Raw genomic sequence first — 17,526 nt, forward strand, 5'->3', positions numbered from 1 at the left:
GACACGATGACAGGTCGACACGGCAACAGGTCGCCAATGACATGTCGATATCAATGGAGTGTAGTCAAATGGTATGTACACACGTCGACACTGCAACAAAACGACGCATCTACAGGTCGACCTGGCGACATGTTGTCGAATTTCCTTTCGTTCGTATCCGTCCTGACTCATAGAGTCATGATGCCGATCCGCCCCGAGAACCGCTGGCTCTACCCAATCGATTGGCAGCAACTGTCGGACACGATCCGCTTCGATCGTGCTGGCGCGCGCTGCGAACAATGCGCGCGACCGCATTTGCGCTTTGTCGCGCACCTGGGCGACGGACGATGGTGGGATGCCGACGCCGGGTATTGGCGCTCGGATCGTGGCCGACGGATCGCGGTTCGGGGGCAGGGACGGGAACGGTTCGACATGGCCGCCGTCCGTACGACCTATGTGGTGCTTGCATGCGCGCATCTCGATCACGATCCGGGGCACAATCTGCCGGGTAATCTCGCCGCATTGTGCCAGCGCTGCCACATGCTTCACGATGCTGCCGAACATCGCTGGCAGCGGTGGTGGAACGTCTTTCGTCTGTGCGCGCTTCGCGATCTATACGAAGATCCTCGCCTCACGCGGGAGCGCCTTGCACGCCATCATTTGTCGGCTTGAGGGCAGGGGGCGGAGAGGGCCATCAGTGCTACACAACTTGTACGTGGCACTCACGCCTCACCTGATCACCTCAGGTCGTTCGTTCGCAGTCAGGTTGCACTTCCGGTCATCGACCGTTGAGCCCGCGTTGCCGGTGACGCAGATGACGCCACAGGATCGGCCAAGGGATCGGTGGTCACGGAGGACAAGGATTTCATCCACGACTTCCCCGACGGTGGTAGGCGAGGGCTCAAGGAGTATTAATGCCAACCGGAAGCTAGTCGCCACAGATCCGGTAGAGGCTTTACCGGTAAGCCGTCACTCATGCTTTACGTGCAGCGATAGTCGAGATCGCGCTGTGCATCAGGGCAGCACGGCTGGTTTCGGGCTGATCACGCGTATCGTAATGATCGTTCAGCGCCCGCTTAGCAGCTGCCTTTTCCGTCTCCGGGGCATCCCTAAGGATCTGCCGAAAGTTTGCTGCCTCAAGCGCCCACTGCTGAGCGTGAAGGTCGTCAAGGTTCGCATCAATGCCGCCGCGGACGAGTTCTAGCTCCGTCATTTGCGCGGCTCTCCGGCGATCGGGATAAGCGTCACTCAGGTCGCGAATAGCGATAAAGCGGCGGGCGTAGGAAGCACGGCCCTCGCGATCGATCCAGCGAGCACGGGATCCAGCCTTGACGGCGCCGACGATATCATCGCGCCAGGTATCGCCCACCATCAGCAGTTCACTGGCCTCGCATCCCAGAAGGTCCGTCAGGCCGGCGTAGAACGCCCTGTCAGGCTTTATCGCCGCTGCATCGAAGGAGAAGTGCCAGACATCCACCAGATCGCCCAGGAGGGCCTTTAGCGGGGCCGCGTAGGGCAGGGCGAGGTTAGAGGCGACGGCGACCCTCACTCCCGTCTCACGAACCCGACGCAGGGCATCCAGCGTATCGGGGTAGGGCGCGATCGTCGCCAATTCCTCATCCAGCATCGCTAGTTCGGCGTCCGGGTGCGGCAACCCCAGTGCAGCGGCATAGTCCGCGAGGCCGATCGACTGGACCATCGGCGAGGGCAGGGCCTGCGCCTGGTCCCGGGCCTGCCGGATCAGCCGTTCGAACGGATGCCGCTTGCGGCCGATATGGACCAGCGTGCCGAACGCATCGAATGCGACCGCGCGGGTGACCGGCGGTGGAGCATAGAGCCGATCAACAGCAGCGAGCAGGCGGGCGTACAGCGCGTCGCTGACATTGCCGGCGCGGATCATGGAGTCTGCGACCACCGCCGCGTCCGGGTCGGACGGCTCGCGGAATACCATGACCGCCTCGTCTCCTCGATCACGACCGGCGAGGTCAGCCAGCACGGCCGCATAGGCGGCCTGCTCGGCTGGTAAGCGGAAACTCGGAAGGGCATCGCTCATGGCAGGATCGTCCTTGCTTGATAGGGGTAACGATCGTCGAAACCTCCGTCTCGATCGCAGCGGCTTGTCCGAAACGTCTCCTTCTGCAACATGGACCCGCGGTTCGGTAAATCCCGGCCGTGGGGCGTCGTAACCTCTTCATCACGTCGATCTGGTCGAGTTTCTCGGCCGGGTGGCCGACGCACATGTCCAGGGTTCTGCCTAAAAGCGGCGGCGCCTTGTGCGACGTGCAGGGTTACGAACGCCCGGCTTTTCAGCCGGGTGATGCCTCTATCTCAAAGGAGGAGGCGATCGTGGCAGACAAACCGGAGCGTAAAATTCAAGAATTGCTGGACGTCCTACGCCAGAACCGGCCATCTGGATCTTGCTCAACGGAGCTCGAGGATTCTCTGTTTTCTGCCATCACAAAACTACCGCTGAACCGACCAATCGGCATGGGCTGTTCCAGAGATGTTTATATCGAATGGTTGGCCGAGGAGGCCGAACAGCTCGTTTCATTGGCAGGTATCTTGACGCTGGAACTCCGCGATGGATTTTCAGGCTACCAGCGATTTTTGCTCGGAAAGATCGTCGTCGATTTGAGACAGAATCTCGAAAAGTTTATCAGCGATGTTCTTCTGGTCGCCGGGGACCGACAGGAGATACGCCGGCGTGTCGAGGCAGGGTAAGGTCCTGCAATTCGGGATCAACGCTTGGTGCGATTGCGGCCAATAAGAATTGGCTGTCGGTTCATAAACTGGTCGGTATAGGCATCCATCTTCTTCCGATCGAACATGTCCTCTAAGCGAAGCTCAGTCTGTGTCTCGCTATCAGGTTCCGGCTTTGTCGTGCCATCATTGGAATTGCCGTCCTCCATCGGTTCAAGGCCGGTAACGGTAATGCGATCCGTAACCCACCCTTTGACGGATCTCTATCTTCACCAATGCCGGATTGAAGGCATACCGGCAATGTCGACGCGTGCCCTAGAAACAGCGCGAGCTCAGCCATCATGGTGCGGTGCAAGTCTCAGCGCTACGATCTTCTGTCGTGTCCGTCAGACGGTCCTCTGGCGTCAGCATTAATATGTCCGTCAACTCTGGACCCGCGACGGCGATTCGGACAAGAATGCAAATCGATGGAAAAGCGGACAGATCAGGACCGGCCGTGGCGCTGATCGGCTATGCGCGGGTATCGACCGGCGACCAGAAGCTTGCGCTCCAGCACGATGCGCTGAACGCGGCCGGATGCGAGCGGACGTTCGACGACCATGCGTCCGGCGCGAAGACCGATCGGCCGGGGCTTGCCGAGGCACTAGCCTATCTACGTGCCGGTGACACGCTAGTTGTGTGGAAGCTGGACCGCCTCGGCCGCTCGATGAGCCACCTGATCGAAAAGGTCGGCGAACTGGCTGCGCATGGTGTTGGTTTCCGATCGCTTACCGCAGATCGACACCACCACGTCGGGCGGGATGCTCGTGTTCAACATCTTCGGTTCGCTCGCCCAGTTCGAGCGCGACCTTATCCGCGAGCGCACCACCGCCGGATTGAAGGCTGCGCGGGAACGGGGGAGCCTTGGCGGTCGGCGTCCGGTCATCACGCCTGACAAATTGCGTAAGGCGCGCGATTATATCGCGGCAGGGCTGACGGTTCGCGAAGCGGCCACGCGCCTCAAGGTCGGCAAAACCGCGCTCTACAAAGCGCTCGAAGGCACCGCTTCTAAAACCGCAGTCAAAGCATGAGGAAAGAGTGATGCACGAACGCGATCCCAACATCGCTACCTCGACCCTGTCTGGTTTCGTTGCCGAGCAGGGCGTCACCGTAAGAGTGAACATCATCCGGTTGGAAATGAGCCGGGCTGGTCGCTTGAAGTCGAAAACGAGCATGGAACGTCTACGGTCTGGGACGACCTGTTCGCGACTGATGATGCAGCACATGCTGCTTTTCGTCAGACCGTCGATGCAGAAGGTATGCGCGCCTTCCTCGACCAGGCCGTCGTCATACCCTTCCGACGTTAGCACCGTAGCGTTCGCCGTTCGTTCGGTCCTAGCGTACGTAAACTTCACTTTTGTACAGTGACCCCACCATCAGCAGTTCGCCGGCCTCGCAACCCAGCTTTGCGGTCAGGCCGGCGTAGAACGCCCTGTCAGGCTTGATCGTCCCCAAGGTCGTCATGGTTGGCGACCCCGAGCAGTTGCAGGCGATCGAGGCGGGTGCTGCGTTCCGCAGCGTCACCGAGCGCCACGGCGCGGCCGAGATCACCGAGATACGCCGGCAGCGTGAAGACTGGCAGCGCGACGCGACGCGGGCGCTGGCGACTGGGCGGACCGGCGAGGCGATCCATGCCTATGACGGTCGCGGCATGGTCCATGCGGCCGAGACGCGGGAAGCGGCGCGGGGCGCGCTGGTCGACGGTTGGGATCGTGCGCGCCAAGCCGAATCAGGCAACAGCCGGATCATCCTCACCCATACCAACGCCGAAGTTCGCGAGCTGAATGAGGAGGCGCGGGGCCGGTTGCGCGCGAGCGGCGACCTTGGCGACGACGTGGCGGTGAAAACCGAACGCGGCGATCGGCAGTTCGCTACTGGCGACCGCATCATGTTCCTTCGCAACGAGCGCGGCATGGGGGTCAAGAACGGTACGCTCGCCACGATCGAGCGGGTATCGGCCGAGGGCATGGCGGTGCGCCTCGATGACGGGCGCGGCGTCGCGTTCGACACCAAGGACTATACCCATGTCGATCATGGCTATGCGGCAACGTTCCACAAATCGCAGGGCGTGACGGTCGACCGGGCGCACATTCTCGCCACCCCCGGCATGGACCGCCACAGCGCCTATGTCGGCATGTCGCGGCACCGTGACAGCATGCAGGTCCATTATGGCCACGACGATTTCGTCGATCGGGGCCAGCTCGTCCGCGCCCTGTCGCGCGACCGCGGCAAAGACATGGCGGGCGACTATGCCAAGCCCGAGCAGGACCAGGCGCGCGCGTTCGCCGATCGGCGCGAGATCCGGTTCCCGGAACGCGCCCGCCAGGTGGTCGAGAAGGTACGCGACAAGGCGCGAGGCATGTTCGACGGTTTCCGGCCGAAGGCTTTCCCGAGCAAGGTCGAGGGGCTGGCGATCGAGAAGGCGACGTCGTCGGAGCGTATCGCAGCCGATCGGTCGCCGGCACCCTCGCAGGCCCGTGCGATCGAACGTTATGGCCGCGCTGCAGCCGATATAGTCCGGATGACGGACAAGGGGTTGCCGGTGCTGGCGCACCAGAAGCAGGCGCTGGCGAAGGCGGGCGACGTGCTCGACCAGACCCGGCCCCATGCTGCGCGTGACCTTGCCAGCGCGATCACGCGCGACCCCCGGCTTGCGCGCGACGCGGCCGAGGGCAACACGCGTGTCGCGGCCAAGGCGATGGAGACGGAGCGGCAGGTCCGCATCGACCCTGAGAAACGCGCCGACCGGTTCATGGAGCTGTGGCAGGTCATGACGGATGCGAAGACCAACATGGAGCGCGCCGGCGACCGTGCGGGTGCGGAGAAGCTAGGCAAGCGCATGGAGAGCATCGCGAGCAGGCTGCACCGCGACCCGCAACTCGAATCCGTGTTGCGGCGTCGCGCCCCCGAGCTGACGCCCGGCAGGGAGCGCGGTCGGTCGGTCGGGCAGGAGCTGGCGCAGTCGATACAGCCTACCCGCGACCGCGACCGCGACCGCGACATGAGCCGTTAAGGGGACATGATGGACAACGATATTCAGGAAGGCGGCGATCCGGCGGAGGCGTTCGACCGGTTGCGGGCCGTCGTAGAAGGTCAGGACCGCGAGCTGGCGTTGCTACGCCGCGCCGTGGAGGGCTTGGCGGCCGAGCGGGCGCATATCGACGTGCCGGATTATACCGAGACGCTTGGCGCGATGCAGCAGGGCGTGAACACCGCGACCGCGCGGATCAACGCGATCGGCCAGATACTCGCCCAAGCCCCGGCGCTGGCGATGACGCCTGAGCAGATGGCGCAGCGGATCGCGGCCGCGGGCAGCGCCGCCCGGCGTGACGATCAGGCGATGCTCTCCAAGGCTGGCGAGGACAAGGCCCGTGTCATAGCCGAGCTTCGCGCCGTCGCGGGGTCCGCGTGGATCAAGCATGACCAGAAAAACCGGCAGCTATGGTTCGGGCTGGGCGGGATGACGGCCGGCATATTGTTATGGATGATGCTGCCGGGGCTGGTCGCCCGTGAACTGGCACCGACGAGTTGGCAATGGCCAGAGAAGCTGGCGGCACGCAGCCTTGGTGTCGATACCGTGTGGGAGGGAGCGTTGCGAATGGCGGCGACCGGATCGGTCGAGACCTGGAACAGGATGTCCGATGGTACCGTCATCGAGCGGGAGAACCGGACAGCCCTGGCGAAGTGCCGCAAAGCCGCCGCAGCAGCAGGCAAGCTCGTCAAATGCACGATCATGACGGGACCGGCGGACGACGGTTCGGACAAAGAGTACTAGTAACAGGACGTGATTATGGGTTGGGGAATTACGATCTATCGAGGGCGACCGGGCGCTCGATCGTCCCGACTTTACCGAACTCCACGACCATAGGCTTACAGCTTCTGGCGCCACCCCGAATAACTACCAAGACTAGGGGGAGAAAGATCAAGGTCCGGTAGGTCGATGGATTGTCGGTGCGCCTGATGCTCAGAGCCTTCGCGCCTGTCGGCCGGCTATCATCAGCCCGACGCGGATAGCCGCGATCATGACGAACAGGTCCAGGCGAGTAGCCCGGGGGTTGTCAGCGAGGGAGGGTGGGGCAAGTGCGGACGTCGCCCAAGTGTAGTTGCTAGTGGCTATCGCCGTTATGCGTCATTCCCTGTGCCCTTGCAGGGCGTGACGTTGCTATTGGTCATGATGAGGGCCCTAGTGGTCAAGAGGCGAATAGGACCGTATTGGCTTCTATGAATTCGCCCGGATCCGGACGGGGAGAAGCTGGTGCCTTGGTTAGAAATCGCGCTCGGGTTTGCCGCTACTAGCGTTGTTGGCCTTGCCGTCATTGCGATACGCTCTCGCCAGCAGCAGCAGATGCAGCTGCGCCGAAGCCAAAATAAACGCGTTGAGGACGCTCAGGTCACACGGGAATGGGAAGATCTTCAGGCGCGTCTGCGCGGATCAAAGCCCGTGTAACTGCGATTCCGATCCTGCGTCATCCATGACCGCGACCGTGTGAGTACCGATGGTACTGAGATTACATTAATCGATTTGAGATCGCATAGTTGCGACGGCGGGTGACCTGACTGCCGTGCCTTTCGGTCTGCTGCGAAGACCAGATATCGCCGGGATCCCGATCGACATTGATCGGGATCCCGGGATTAGGCGTCTGGATGTTATTACAGCCGCAGCGAAACCCCTGCGACGAGCTGCCGTCCGAGCAAGTCATACCCCATCACGGTGTTGCCACGGAGCAACCCGATCCGCGAACGGCTGTCCGGGATGAGCGGCGGATCGCGGTCGAACACGTTGTTCGCCGCCAGCCGGAATGTCATCTGCTTGTTGATGTCAAAGGTTAGCGCGATGTCGATCCAGTTGTACGAGCCGACGCCCGGGTATTGATCGCGCAGTGCGCTTGCGTCCTGCGCTGGGATGCCGGTGTCCGTAGGCGCATAGTTGTCGAGTGGCATCGCGCCGCGGTGACGCCAGTTGACCGACAGGCTGGTCGCGCGGTCCGGTGCTGTCCAGGTGGTGCGGAGCTGGTGGGCCCAGCGCGGCATGCTTTCGCCGCACAGGTTGCCGAAATACCCCACGCAGTCCCGCGGTTCGATCGTCGGCGACGACTGCGAGCCGACACGAGTCATCAGCGTACCGTTGAAGCTCATGTCGAGCCGCCCAACGGGGCCTAGGCCAACGGTATACTGCCCCTGGAAATCCCAGCCGTGCGACTGGGACTTGTAGCCGTTGGCCGAACCGCGTGCGACCCAACCCGTTGCCGGGCTGGTCGCAGGCGAGCTGGACAGCGTACCGGTGCCGGGATTGCGGACGATGCCGCGGCAGAAATATTCGTTTCCGGTGGCCAGGCACTCGCCGATGATGTTTTGCGGCTGGAGGAAGTCGAGCTGGTCCTTGAGGTCGATCAGCCAGCGGTCGATCGATACCGTCAGGCCAGGCAAGAAGCGCGGACGCAGCACGACGCCGAACGTCTTGGTATAAGCGCTTTCCGGCGTCAGGTTGAATCCGCCCTCACGCACGGTGCATCGATCGTCCGGGCAGATCAGCGAGGCGCTGCCGTAGAGATTGTCAGGAAGGCCGGTGTTGCGGCATTGTTGCAACGTCGCGGATGGCGCGAGGCGCCCGCCATTGGGGTTCGACGGATCGACCCGGGGCGCACAGGGGTCGGAATAGAAACCTTGGTTCCAGAAAATGTTGGCTGCACCCTGCGCGGTGCTGACGCCCGGTGCGGCCTGCGACTTGTTATAAGACGCGCGCAGCGTGATGTCGGGCACCGGCGACCAAAGGCCCTCGACCTTCCAGGTATCGAACTTGCCGTCGAGCCGGTTGTACTGCGACACGCGGTAGCCTGCATTGACCTGTAACAGCTCTGCGAACGGGCGGTGTTCGATTAGCGGCGCCTGTATCTCGGCATTGGCCTCTAGGATGCTCTGGGTGAAGCGCTGGTTCTCGCCGCCATTGTTCTGCTGGAAGATTTCGTTGACGATCGTGCGTTCCATCTCCTCGCGATATTCGGCGCCCAAAGCGATCGCGATGCCTTGTTCGGCAAACGGCGAAGTGATGCCGTATTTGCCCAGGTCGCCGCTGACGGTGCCGACGAACTGCAACAGCCGCGGAATACGCGTGCTGACCCCACCGGTCGCGCCGCCATACAGATACTGGTTGAGTGCGGCGTCCTGATTGAACGGTGCGAACGCGTTGAAGGGCACGCATGACGGATCGGTACCGTTGACGACTGCACGACAGGTCGGCGTACCGTTGACCCGCACGACGTCGAGCGAGCGGTTGATGTTGTCGTAGCGCGCTAACGGCACGTCGATGGTGTCGAGGCGCGCGCGCGAGATCATGCCCGCGAGATCGTAGGACCACACGTTGTTCAGCCCGCGACCGCGCAGCCCCGCGACGATCCGGTACCCCTCGTTGGTGAAGCGCTGCTGCACCAGAGGCAGTCCGTCGAAGCGATAGCGGACGTCGATCGGCGCATATTGCCCGGCGACGCCGGCATTGGCGCCGCACAGATCCTGAGCCTGCGAGCCCGACAGGAACACGTTGTCGCAATTCACGCGGAACGGATCGGTGCCGTACGCGCCGAAGTTGAAGGTGCGATTGAGCTGCGTGTTGTACGATTTGTCGCGGTAGAACAGCCCGTTGCCATAAAGCTCGATGTCGTCGCTGATTTTTGCGGTCAGGAAGCCGCCAAGATTGATGCGATCGAAGGCGCGCTGGACCGCCCAATTGTCATAGGGGTTGGCAGAGGTGCCCGGCGGTCCGCTGTTGATAGGAATGAAGGTGCCGTTGCCGTTGGGGTTGTTGACCAGGATCTGGCCGGCGCGCGGTCCCGACTGCGGAACGATCGTGCCCGCCGGCGTGAAGCTGGCGCGCGAACAGCCGAGGGGAGAGGTATTCGTCGGCTGCACCGCCTCGCAGACCGAATACGAACGATCGATCAGCTCGACCGGGTTGGACTGACGATAGTTGACGAAACCGGTGATGTTCACCCGGTCGCCGAACAAATTGGCGCCCGCAGCCAGGCTCAGGTCCGAGCGGCCGCCATCGTTGGTCAATCCGCGCTTGGCGTTGAACCCCGCGCGGTCCGCGGCCTCCGTGACGGCGTTGCTGCCATTGTCGTGATTGAAGAAGCTGTAGTTCGCGTCGAGGCGGATGCCTTCGAAGTTTTTCTTCAAGACGAAGTTGACGACGCCCGACACCGCGTCCGAGCCGTAGACCGACGAGGCACCGCCGGTCAGTACGTCGATCCGCTCGACCAGCGCGTTGGGGATGATGCCGACGTCGACCGTGTTGGCCAGCCCGATGCGAAGGCCGTCGATTAGCGTCAGCGTCCGCTCATACCCCAGGCTGCGCAGCTTGATGCGCTGGCGACCTTCGGAATCGCTGAAATTCTGTTCCGAGTTCACTTGGACCTGCGGCAGACGGTTCAACACTTCCTCGATCGTCGTCGCGCCTTGCGCGGCGATTTCCGCCGCGGTGGTCGTGACGATCGGTGCGGCAGAGCGGTTGTTCGGACGCGTGATGCGCGTACCGGTCACGACGATATCTGACCCTTCGCGCTGTTCGCCGGTGCGTGCCGTATCCGCAGCCAGCTTTGCTGACGCGACAGGATCGCCGATCTCGGTCTGTCCGTCCTGGGCAGCGTCACTCCCTGTATCCGAAGTCTCCGTATCCGACGACTGGGCCTTGGCTTGAGCCGGCAACGCAATCAACGCCGCCACGCAACATGTCGTGGTCATAAACGCCCTGAACAACACCATTCTATCACCCCCTGTTGTTGCCGATCAGCTCCCATGGATGATGCCGCGCGATATCGACTGCTGCCGACCCTGTTCGGAAGCATTCGGTGAACAGCATGTTGCTCGGTTCATCGGAATCTATCGTCCCGTGACCTTGTCGACAGTGTTCGCAGTATCATCCGGGCCCTCGGACTGACGCATGCTGTCACGTCCGCAATATCAAAACAATACCAATGTTGCAGAAAATCGAGGGTGGTATGGCATTTTGTGTGTTCATGGTCACGATCGGTATCGATCGCGATACTCAGGCCCATTCGTTTGCTCTAAATGGCAGTCCGTTCCACCCGGAACTGCCCCGATCGCGCCCTTGCTCAGTTCGTCATCGTTGCGTTGGTGCTTTAGGGCCGGCTTTTAGGGCCTTCAATCGCAACGAAGACATGTGTGCAGCAGCGGACGTTGCGAGTAGATGCGTAGTATCTCATGATGCTGCCATGAAACAGCCTCTGCTCTTGGAATCCGTGATCGCGACCATGTTAATTGTGCCGAGAGCCAAAAGCCAAGCCAACGACGTTCTTTTTGTCGCGAACGTACAGCGGAATGGTGATGGATGTCGCTTAACCGTTGATGGAAAGTAGGTGACGTCTGACTACCTTCCTCAGCTTGTTAGGGCTGGCAAGTACCATCGCGGAATCATCGTCTCCCGTGGTGACGTGACATATAAATGCATCGGCGGAGCGGTCTATATGCTTTAACGTGCAGGTTTGTCGTAGATCGACTTCGCCACTTGGACCGCTGACTAATGTTCGTTCTGGGCAGTTGTTGCCGCAGTCGACCAAGGTGTTTCGTGTCAGGCCTAGGTGTGCGGATCGTTTGCCTTGGCGTATGCGGCGATTTCAGCGCCTCCTTACGGATGCGTGCCGAGCATAAGGGTAAAAAACGCAACCAAAGTCTGCCCTGACAGCGCCTGCGCGCGTTCGAGGCCCGCTGCTAGGTTGCGGGGGTGCTTGCCCCTACACCTTGGAACGCGGCCGGCTACTTGGGCGGGGCCCTAGAGGGTGCCGATGCTGCTTGCCGGGCGGGACGGTCCTTCCGTAAGGCCTGAGCGATACAGGAGACACCTATGCGCGTTCTCGTTACCGGCGCGGCCGGGTTTATCGGCTTCCACGTCAGTCGTCACCTGCTTGCCCGCGGGGATAAAGTGCTCGGTATCGACAGCCTCAACGACTATTACGCCGTCACGCTGAAGCATGCGCGACTGGCCGAACTTGGCAAGGATGGCGCCAACTCAAACGGGGGCTTCACCTTCAAACAGGTAGATTTCTCCGATCACGTTGCACTCGACGCCCAGCTCGACGGCGAGCATTTCGACCGCATCGTCCATCTCGGCGCGCAGGCCGGGGTCCGCTATTCAATCGAGAATCCGCGCGCCTATCTCCAAGCCAATCTCGCCGGTCATCTCAACATGATCGAGATCGGACGCAACCGTCGGGTTGAGCATCTCGTCTACGCGTCGTCATCATCGGTATATGGCGGCAACGACACTTTGCCCTTTCGCGTCGAGGATCGCGTAGACCAGCCCCTGTCGCTGTACGCTGCCACCAAGAAGGCCGACGAGCTGATAAGCGAGACCTACGCGCATCTTTACCGTCTGCCACAGACCGGCTTGCGGTTCTTCACCGTCTATGGCCCGTGGGGTCGGCCCGATATGGCAATGTGGTTGTTTACCAAGGCTATCTTGGAAGGTCAGCCGATCGACGTGTTCGGCGAAGGGCGAATGCGGCGCGACTTTACCTATATTGACGACATCGTCGCTGGTGTCGTTGCGTGTCTTGACAATCCCCCCGCCGACGACGGCGTGGTTAAGGCCGGTGGCAGCATTAGTCCGCACCGTATCTACAATATTGGTAATAGCCGCTCTGAAGATCTTAATGATATGATATCAGTTATCGAGCAAGCCTGTGGCCGTACTGCCACGCGTCGCTTGCTACCAATGCAGCCCGGGGACGTGCGCGATACGTTCGCAGACATTGGGGCGATCCAGCGTGATCTGGGCTTCGAGCCACGAACGACTATAGCAGATGGCGTTCCGCGTTTTGTTCACTGGTATCAAGGATACCACAGCGCATAGATACTAATGACCAGATGACCCTGGTTGGGCGGTGGCGAGATGCTCAGCCTTTCGGTCGTTGACTGGCGGTCACACTCTTGAGTGTTGCTTGCATTATGTAATCATGCTTGAGCTCGTAGCTCGACCAGTTCGCTAGGCGCGCAGAGCATTCACTCCATGTGCCTGTGCTCTCGATTTATCCTCGTTCGGAAAGTCGATGCCGACGATGGACGTTGTGGGATCAGCCACGTGGTGCGTCTACGCTTCAATGAGAAATTTGACGAGTATCACGCCTGCCGTACCCGCAGATCGTTGGGAGCACGAGATTGGTGGCTAGGCTCAAGCGGAAACAGAATTTACAAAGCTCAGGTCCGTAAAAGGTTGTAAACTTTGATAACCTCTCGTCATTCTAGTGTCATCTTTCTTATAGATGACCGGATCAACGGCGCCAAATCCCAAACGGCGCACTCATAAAAACGGGGTAGAGATGACTGCGTCCACCGATAGCAAGCATGCCGGCACGAGAACCAACGACGCGATTGCGCCACAGGGACCGCAGCCTCTCTACTCAACAAGCTTTGATGGCTTCACCGGGACCGGCTTCGCGCCCGACGCAACCAGCGGTCGACTGAACTCGAACGTTTTCCGTATTTTGGGGCTAAGCGACTTAGCCGCTCCGGCCTACGGCTTCACTTCCCCCACGGTTGGAGCCCCGGCTAATGACTTTGGTCGTGGCGTGATCCTAGGCTCGGCAGACCCGACTAGCGGAGGAGTATATTCCCCATCGGCCAACGCAGCGCTGGTGATTCAGCCAACTGGCAGCGACTTTGTTGAAGGCAACGGCGCGATTGAAGCCCGCATCCAGAACACGACTGGCTTCACTGCCACGAGCTTCGAAGTAGCCTTCGATTGGGCTTACCGGAACAGCGGTGGACGGGCCGACGGGCTACAGCTGTCTTATTCGTCCGATGGCGTCAGCTTTACACCGGTTTCTTCGACTGCCTTCACGACGCCTGGCGCCGCTGATACAACGGTGGCAGCTAGCTTCACTAACGTCGCGGCTATGGTGTCGATCAGCGACGTGGTGGTAGCTGACAGCGGCTACTTATACTTGCGTTGGGGGCATACCGGCTCATCCGGCAGCGGTAATCGTGACGAGATTGGCATTGATAACCTCAATGTACGCGCCGGTGTCACCGATGCCCCGACCCTTACTTTCTCGGACGTTACGATCGAAGAGGGGAATAGCGGAACGCGTTTTGCGGCTCTGACACTGACCCGCACGGACACGGAAGGGACGGCGACCGTTAATTACACGACGGCCAATGGGACTGCACTCGTAGGTAGCGATTACCGCATGGACGCCGGGGTCGTGACCTTCAATCCTGGTATCGCCACCGTGACGATCCAGCTCGCAATACTAGGTGATACGCGCAACGAGCCAAACGAATCTTTCTTCGTCAATTTCTCCAGCCCGCAGGGCTTTCTGCTACCCGACAATCAGGCGCGGGTGACTATCATCAACGATGACACCGGACCAGTGTCGATCTATGACATCCAAGGTCTCGGTCACCGGTCCACCTACGAGGGTTTGACAGTCCAAACCTCGGGCGTCGTCACTGCGTTACGGACCAATGGCTCAGACCGCGGTTACTATCTTCAAGATGCGACCGGCGATGGCGATAGCCGTACTTCCGATGCAATCTTCGTGGCAACGGGTAGTGTTTCGCCGACCGTCGCGGTAGGCAACGCCGTCACTCTGACGGGGAATGTTACCGAGTATACTGCCAACGCTGCCAACCTTACGATCACCCGCCTGACCGGCACCACGGGCGTCACCGTCACTACCGCCGCGGCAGCGCTTCCAGCCGCGACACTGATCTCAACAGAAGCGGGCGGTTATGCTCCACCAACGCAGATCATCGACGACGATCGCCTGCAGAGCTACGAACCTTCGACCGACGGCATCGATTATTATGAGTCGCTCGAAGGTATGATGGTTACCGTACGCGCGCCTTTAGTTGTGTCGGCGACGGACATTGTCGGCCAGACTTACGTCGTGGCCAACCAAGGTATCGGCGCGACCGGCCTTAATGAGCGGTTTGGCCTAACTATCTCAGCTGGCGACAACGGGCCGGAGAAGATCAAGATCTACGCTCCAGGTGGCGGCACGTTCGATCAGGGCGATGTGCTTGGCGACGTTACGGGAATCCTCACGTATTTCGGCAACACTGGCGGCACGAGCGCAGGCTATGAGTTGGATCCAATCGGGGGGCTCAGTGTCACTACCGACCGGCCAGCACCAAGTCGCGAGACTAGCACGCTTGTTGGCGACCTTGATCACATGACGATCGCAAGCTTCAACGTCGAAAACGCCGACCCGGGCGACGGAGCGCAGAAGTTTCAGCTGATCGCGACTGAGGTGACGCAGGCGCTACGTAACCCGGACGTGATCGGTCTGCAGGAAATACAGGACGCTGATGGCGCGGGGACCGGCACTGACCTGTCGGGAACGGCGACCGCCCAGTCGATTATTGATGCGATCGTCGCAGCTGGCGGCCCCCGCTATCGTTACACCGAGGTGGCGCCTTCCGCGCCTAACACGACGGGCGGCGAACCGGGCGGCAACATCCGCAACGGCTACCTGTACAATCCTGACCGGGTCAGCCTGGTAGACGGAAGTGTCCGGCTGATTGAGGATCAAGCGTTCACCGGCAGCCGGCGACCGCTGGTCGCGACGTTCGGCTTCAATGGCGAAGAGGTCACAGTGGTGAATGCCCACAGCACGTCGCGAGGTGGGTCGGACACGCTGTTTGGAGCCAATCAGCCCCCCGCCCAAGCTGGCGACGGCTCGCGTACAGCCCAAGCTAATGCGATTAAGAGCTACATCGACACGCTTCAGGCTGCGAATGTGAACGTGCATGTGGCGACGCTCGGCGACTTCAATGGTTACTATTACGAGACTGCGCTATCGCGACTGACCGATGATGGCAGGTTGACCAATCTCTACACCCTGCTGCCCGTTGAAGAGCGCTACTCCTATCTATTCGAAGGTTATCTACAAGCGTTCGACAATATCATTGTCTCGAACAATCTGCTCGATGGCGCTGCATTCGATGTGGTGCACTACAACGCTGAGCAGCCCGATAGCATTCGCATCACTGATCATGATCAAGCGCTGGCCAAACTTTACATTCCACGAGCGAACACGGCGCCTACCAATCTCACGATCAGCGCCAGCAGTGTGGCCGAAAACTTGGCGGCAGGCACGGTGGTCGGCACCGTTACCGGCCAGGATGCCGAAGGTGGCGCTCTTAGCTACAGCTTGCTCGACGATGCGGGCGAGCGCTTCGCGATCAATGGAACGACGGGGGAAGTCACCACGCGGACCTTGCTCGATTACGAGGCAACGCCAACGGTGGCGTTCACGGCGCGGGTCACCGACGCAGGCGGACTTTTCCGCGATCAACAGTTCACCGTTACCGTCACGGACGTAAATCCAGAGATAGTCATCGGTACTGACGCTAACGAAACGATCATCGGCGGAGCGGGCGATGATCTGTTCTTGATGGGCGGCGGCAACGACAGGCTGTACGGCGGGATTGGTTCGGACCAGCTGTTCGGGGGCGAGGGCAATGACTTGCTTGACGGCGGGATGGGCGTAGACTTCCTGAATGGCGGGGCGGGCGACGATCGTTACGTGATCGACAATGTGGGCGATCAAATCAGCGAATTCGGCGGCAGTGGTATCGATACAGTGATGTCGAGCATCAGTTACGTGCTCGGTGCCGATCTGGAGAATCTGGTGCTGACCGGCACTGCGGCCATCAACGCGACCGGCAATGATGGCGCGAACTATATACTCGGCAATGCCGGCAACAACGTTCTGGCAGGCGGCGCAGGCGATGACACCATCGTTACGGTCACCGGCACTGCCGGTATCAAGCCGGATGCGGGCTTCGACCGGATCGATGGCGGCAGCGGTATCGATACATTGATGCTGGGTGGGGTGCAGTCAGACTATCACGTGCTCAACGCCGACGGCCATACATTCTTGGTAACCGCCCGCGGTGCGACCGAGGTTTCGGGTATCGAGCAGGGTGCCTTCGGCTTTACGGCGGCCCAATCCTGGTCGACCGTGTTGACAGGCACAGCCGCGTTTGACGGATTGAGCTATATCGCTGGTTGGAGTGACTTGCGTGCTGTCTACGGCACGGATGCCGCTGCGGGGCAGGAGCACTTCTTACAGTACGGCTTTACCGAAGGCCGGTCATTGTCGTTCAACGCGCTCGACTACATCGCTTCGTGGAGCGACCTGCGTCTAACCTTCGGCACCGACGCAACTGCTGGGGCACGGCACTTCATTGAGTACGGCGCAACCGAGAACCGTGACGTCACTTTCGATGGCTGGACCTATCTTGCCTCCTATAGCGATCTTATCCAGACGTATGGTGCCAATGAGACGGCAGCAGCAGAGCACTACATCCGGTTTGGCGCTGACGAAGGCCGGGCGACCAGCTTTGACGCGGTCGCGTATGCGGCAGCCAACGTTGATCTAGCTGCCGCGTTTGGTACCGATCAAGAGGCACTGGCCCGCCACTACGTTACGTACGGCTATGCGGAGGGCCGGGCACTTGGACCCGGCGCTGCAGTCATTGCTCCCGCGGCGCTAGTTGCAGTTTCAGCAGATACGACCGTCCCTACCGCTGCGTTCGTTGATACCAACACAGGCCATCATGATACGCCGCTGTTCCATGGTGAGGGGTGGCTTGTTGCCCCTGACGTCACGGCTTTCGAAACCAACACGCTCATTATCGCCTAGTCGGTCCCACACACGTAGAGCCGAAACCCACAGTTAATAAAAACTGTGGTTTGACCGGCGCGGAAGGAAGCTTCTGCGCCGGTCCTATTTTTACCTGTCGACCTCTTTCGGCCGTAATACGAACAGCGACTTTATGCGACAGTGC

The 17,526-nt window shown here is 60.6% G+C and carries 8 protein-coding genes and 1 pseudogene; 7 read left to right on the top strand and 2 right to left on the bottom strand.

Annotation, left to right across the window (positions count from 1 at the left end; translation table 11 throughout):
• The first annotated feature begins 180 nt into the window (after positions 1–180).
• Complete coding sequence (locus tag QFZ54_RS17820) at positions 181–651, top strand: hypothetical protein (protein ID WP_307089700.1); 471 nt, start codon at positions 181–183, stop codon at positions 649–651.
• A 301-nt stretch (positions 652–952) separates the two neighbouring features.
• On the opposite strand, the gene QFZ54_RS17825 is transcribed toward QFZ54_RS17820, so the two are convergent.
• The gene (locus QFZ54_RS17825) at positions 953–2,032 is read right to left on the bottom strand and encodes an HAD family hydrolase (protein ID WP_307089702.1); all 1,080 of its coding nucleotides are present in this window, start codon (positions 2,030–2,032) and stop codon (positions 953–955) included.
• 185 nt (positions 2,033–2,217) lie between these two features.
• Here QFZ54_RS17825 and QFZ54_RS17830 point away from each other — a divergent pair, with 185 nt between their 5' ends.
• The 4 genes and pseudogenes from QFZ54_RS17830 (at position 2,218) to QFZ54_RS17845 (ending at position 6,493) form a co-directional block, all read left to right on the top strand.
• Entirely contained in the window at positions 2,218–2,700 is a 483-nt protein-coding gene (locus QFZ54_RS17830) for a hypothetical protein (RefSeq protein ID WP_307089704.1), read from the top strand.
• A 541-nt stretch (positions 2,701–3,241) separates the two neighbouring features.
• Positions 3,242–3,749 (top strand): annotated as a pseudogene (locus QFZ54_RS17835) (recombinase family protein).
• Between the two features lie 410 nt (positions 3,750–4,159).
• Positions 4,160–5,731 (top strand): AAA family ATPase, encoded by a 1,572-nt coding sequence (locus QFZ54_RS17840; RefSeq protein ID WP_444965522.1) that lies wholly within the window; start codon positions 4,160–4,162, stop codon positions 5,729–5,731.
• Positions 5,732–5,740: 9 nt separating this feature from the next.
• Complete coding sequence (locus QFZ54_RS17845; protein ID WP_307089706.1) at positions 5,741–6,493, top strand: DUF6118 family protein; 753 nt, start codon at positions 5,741–5,743, stop codon at positions 6,491–6,493.
• An 875-nt stretch (positions 6,494–7,368) separates the two neighbouring features.
• On the opposite strand, the gene QFZ54_RS17850 is transcribed toward QFZ54_RS17845, so the two are convergent.
• On the bottom strand, positions 7,369–10,452 hold the full coding sequence (locus tag QFZ54_RS17850; RefSeq protein ID WP_307089708.1) for a TonB-dependent receptor domain-containing protein: 3,084 nt from the start codon (positions 10,450–10,452) through the stop codon (positions 7,369–7,371).
• A gap of 1,120 nt (positions 10,453–11,572) precedes the next feature.
• Here QFZ54_RS17850 and QFZ54_RS17855 point away from each other — a divergent pair.
• Positions 11,573–12,580 carry an NAD-dependent epimerase/dehydratase family protein gene (locus QFZ54_RS17855; RefSeq protein ID WP_307089710.1) on the top strand — a complete coding sequence of 336 codons (1,008 nt, stop codon included), beginning with the start codon at positions 11,573–11,575 and terminating at the stop codon, positions 12,578–12,580.
• Between the two features lie 466 nt (positions 12,581–13,046).
• A complete protein-coding gene (locus tag QFZ54_RS17860; protein WP_307089712.1) occupies positions 13,047–17,381 on the top strand; it encodes a Calx-beta domain-containing protein in 4,335 nt (1,444 codons plus the stop codon).
• The last annotated feature ends 145 nt before the right edge of the window (positions 17,382–17,526 follow it).

This window comes from Sphingomonas faeni (assembly GCF_030817315.1).
Taxonomy (GTDB): Bacteria; Pseudomonadota; Alphaproteobacteria; order Sphingomonadales; family Sphingomonadaceae; genus Sphingomonas; species Sphingomonas faeni_C.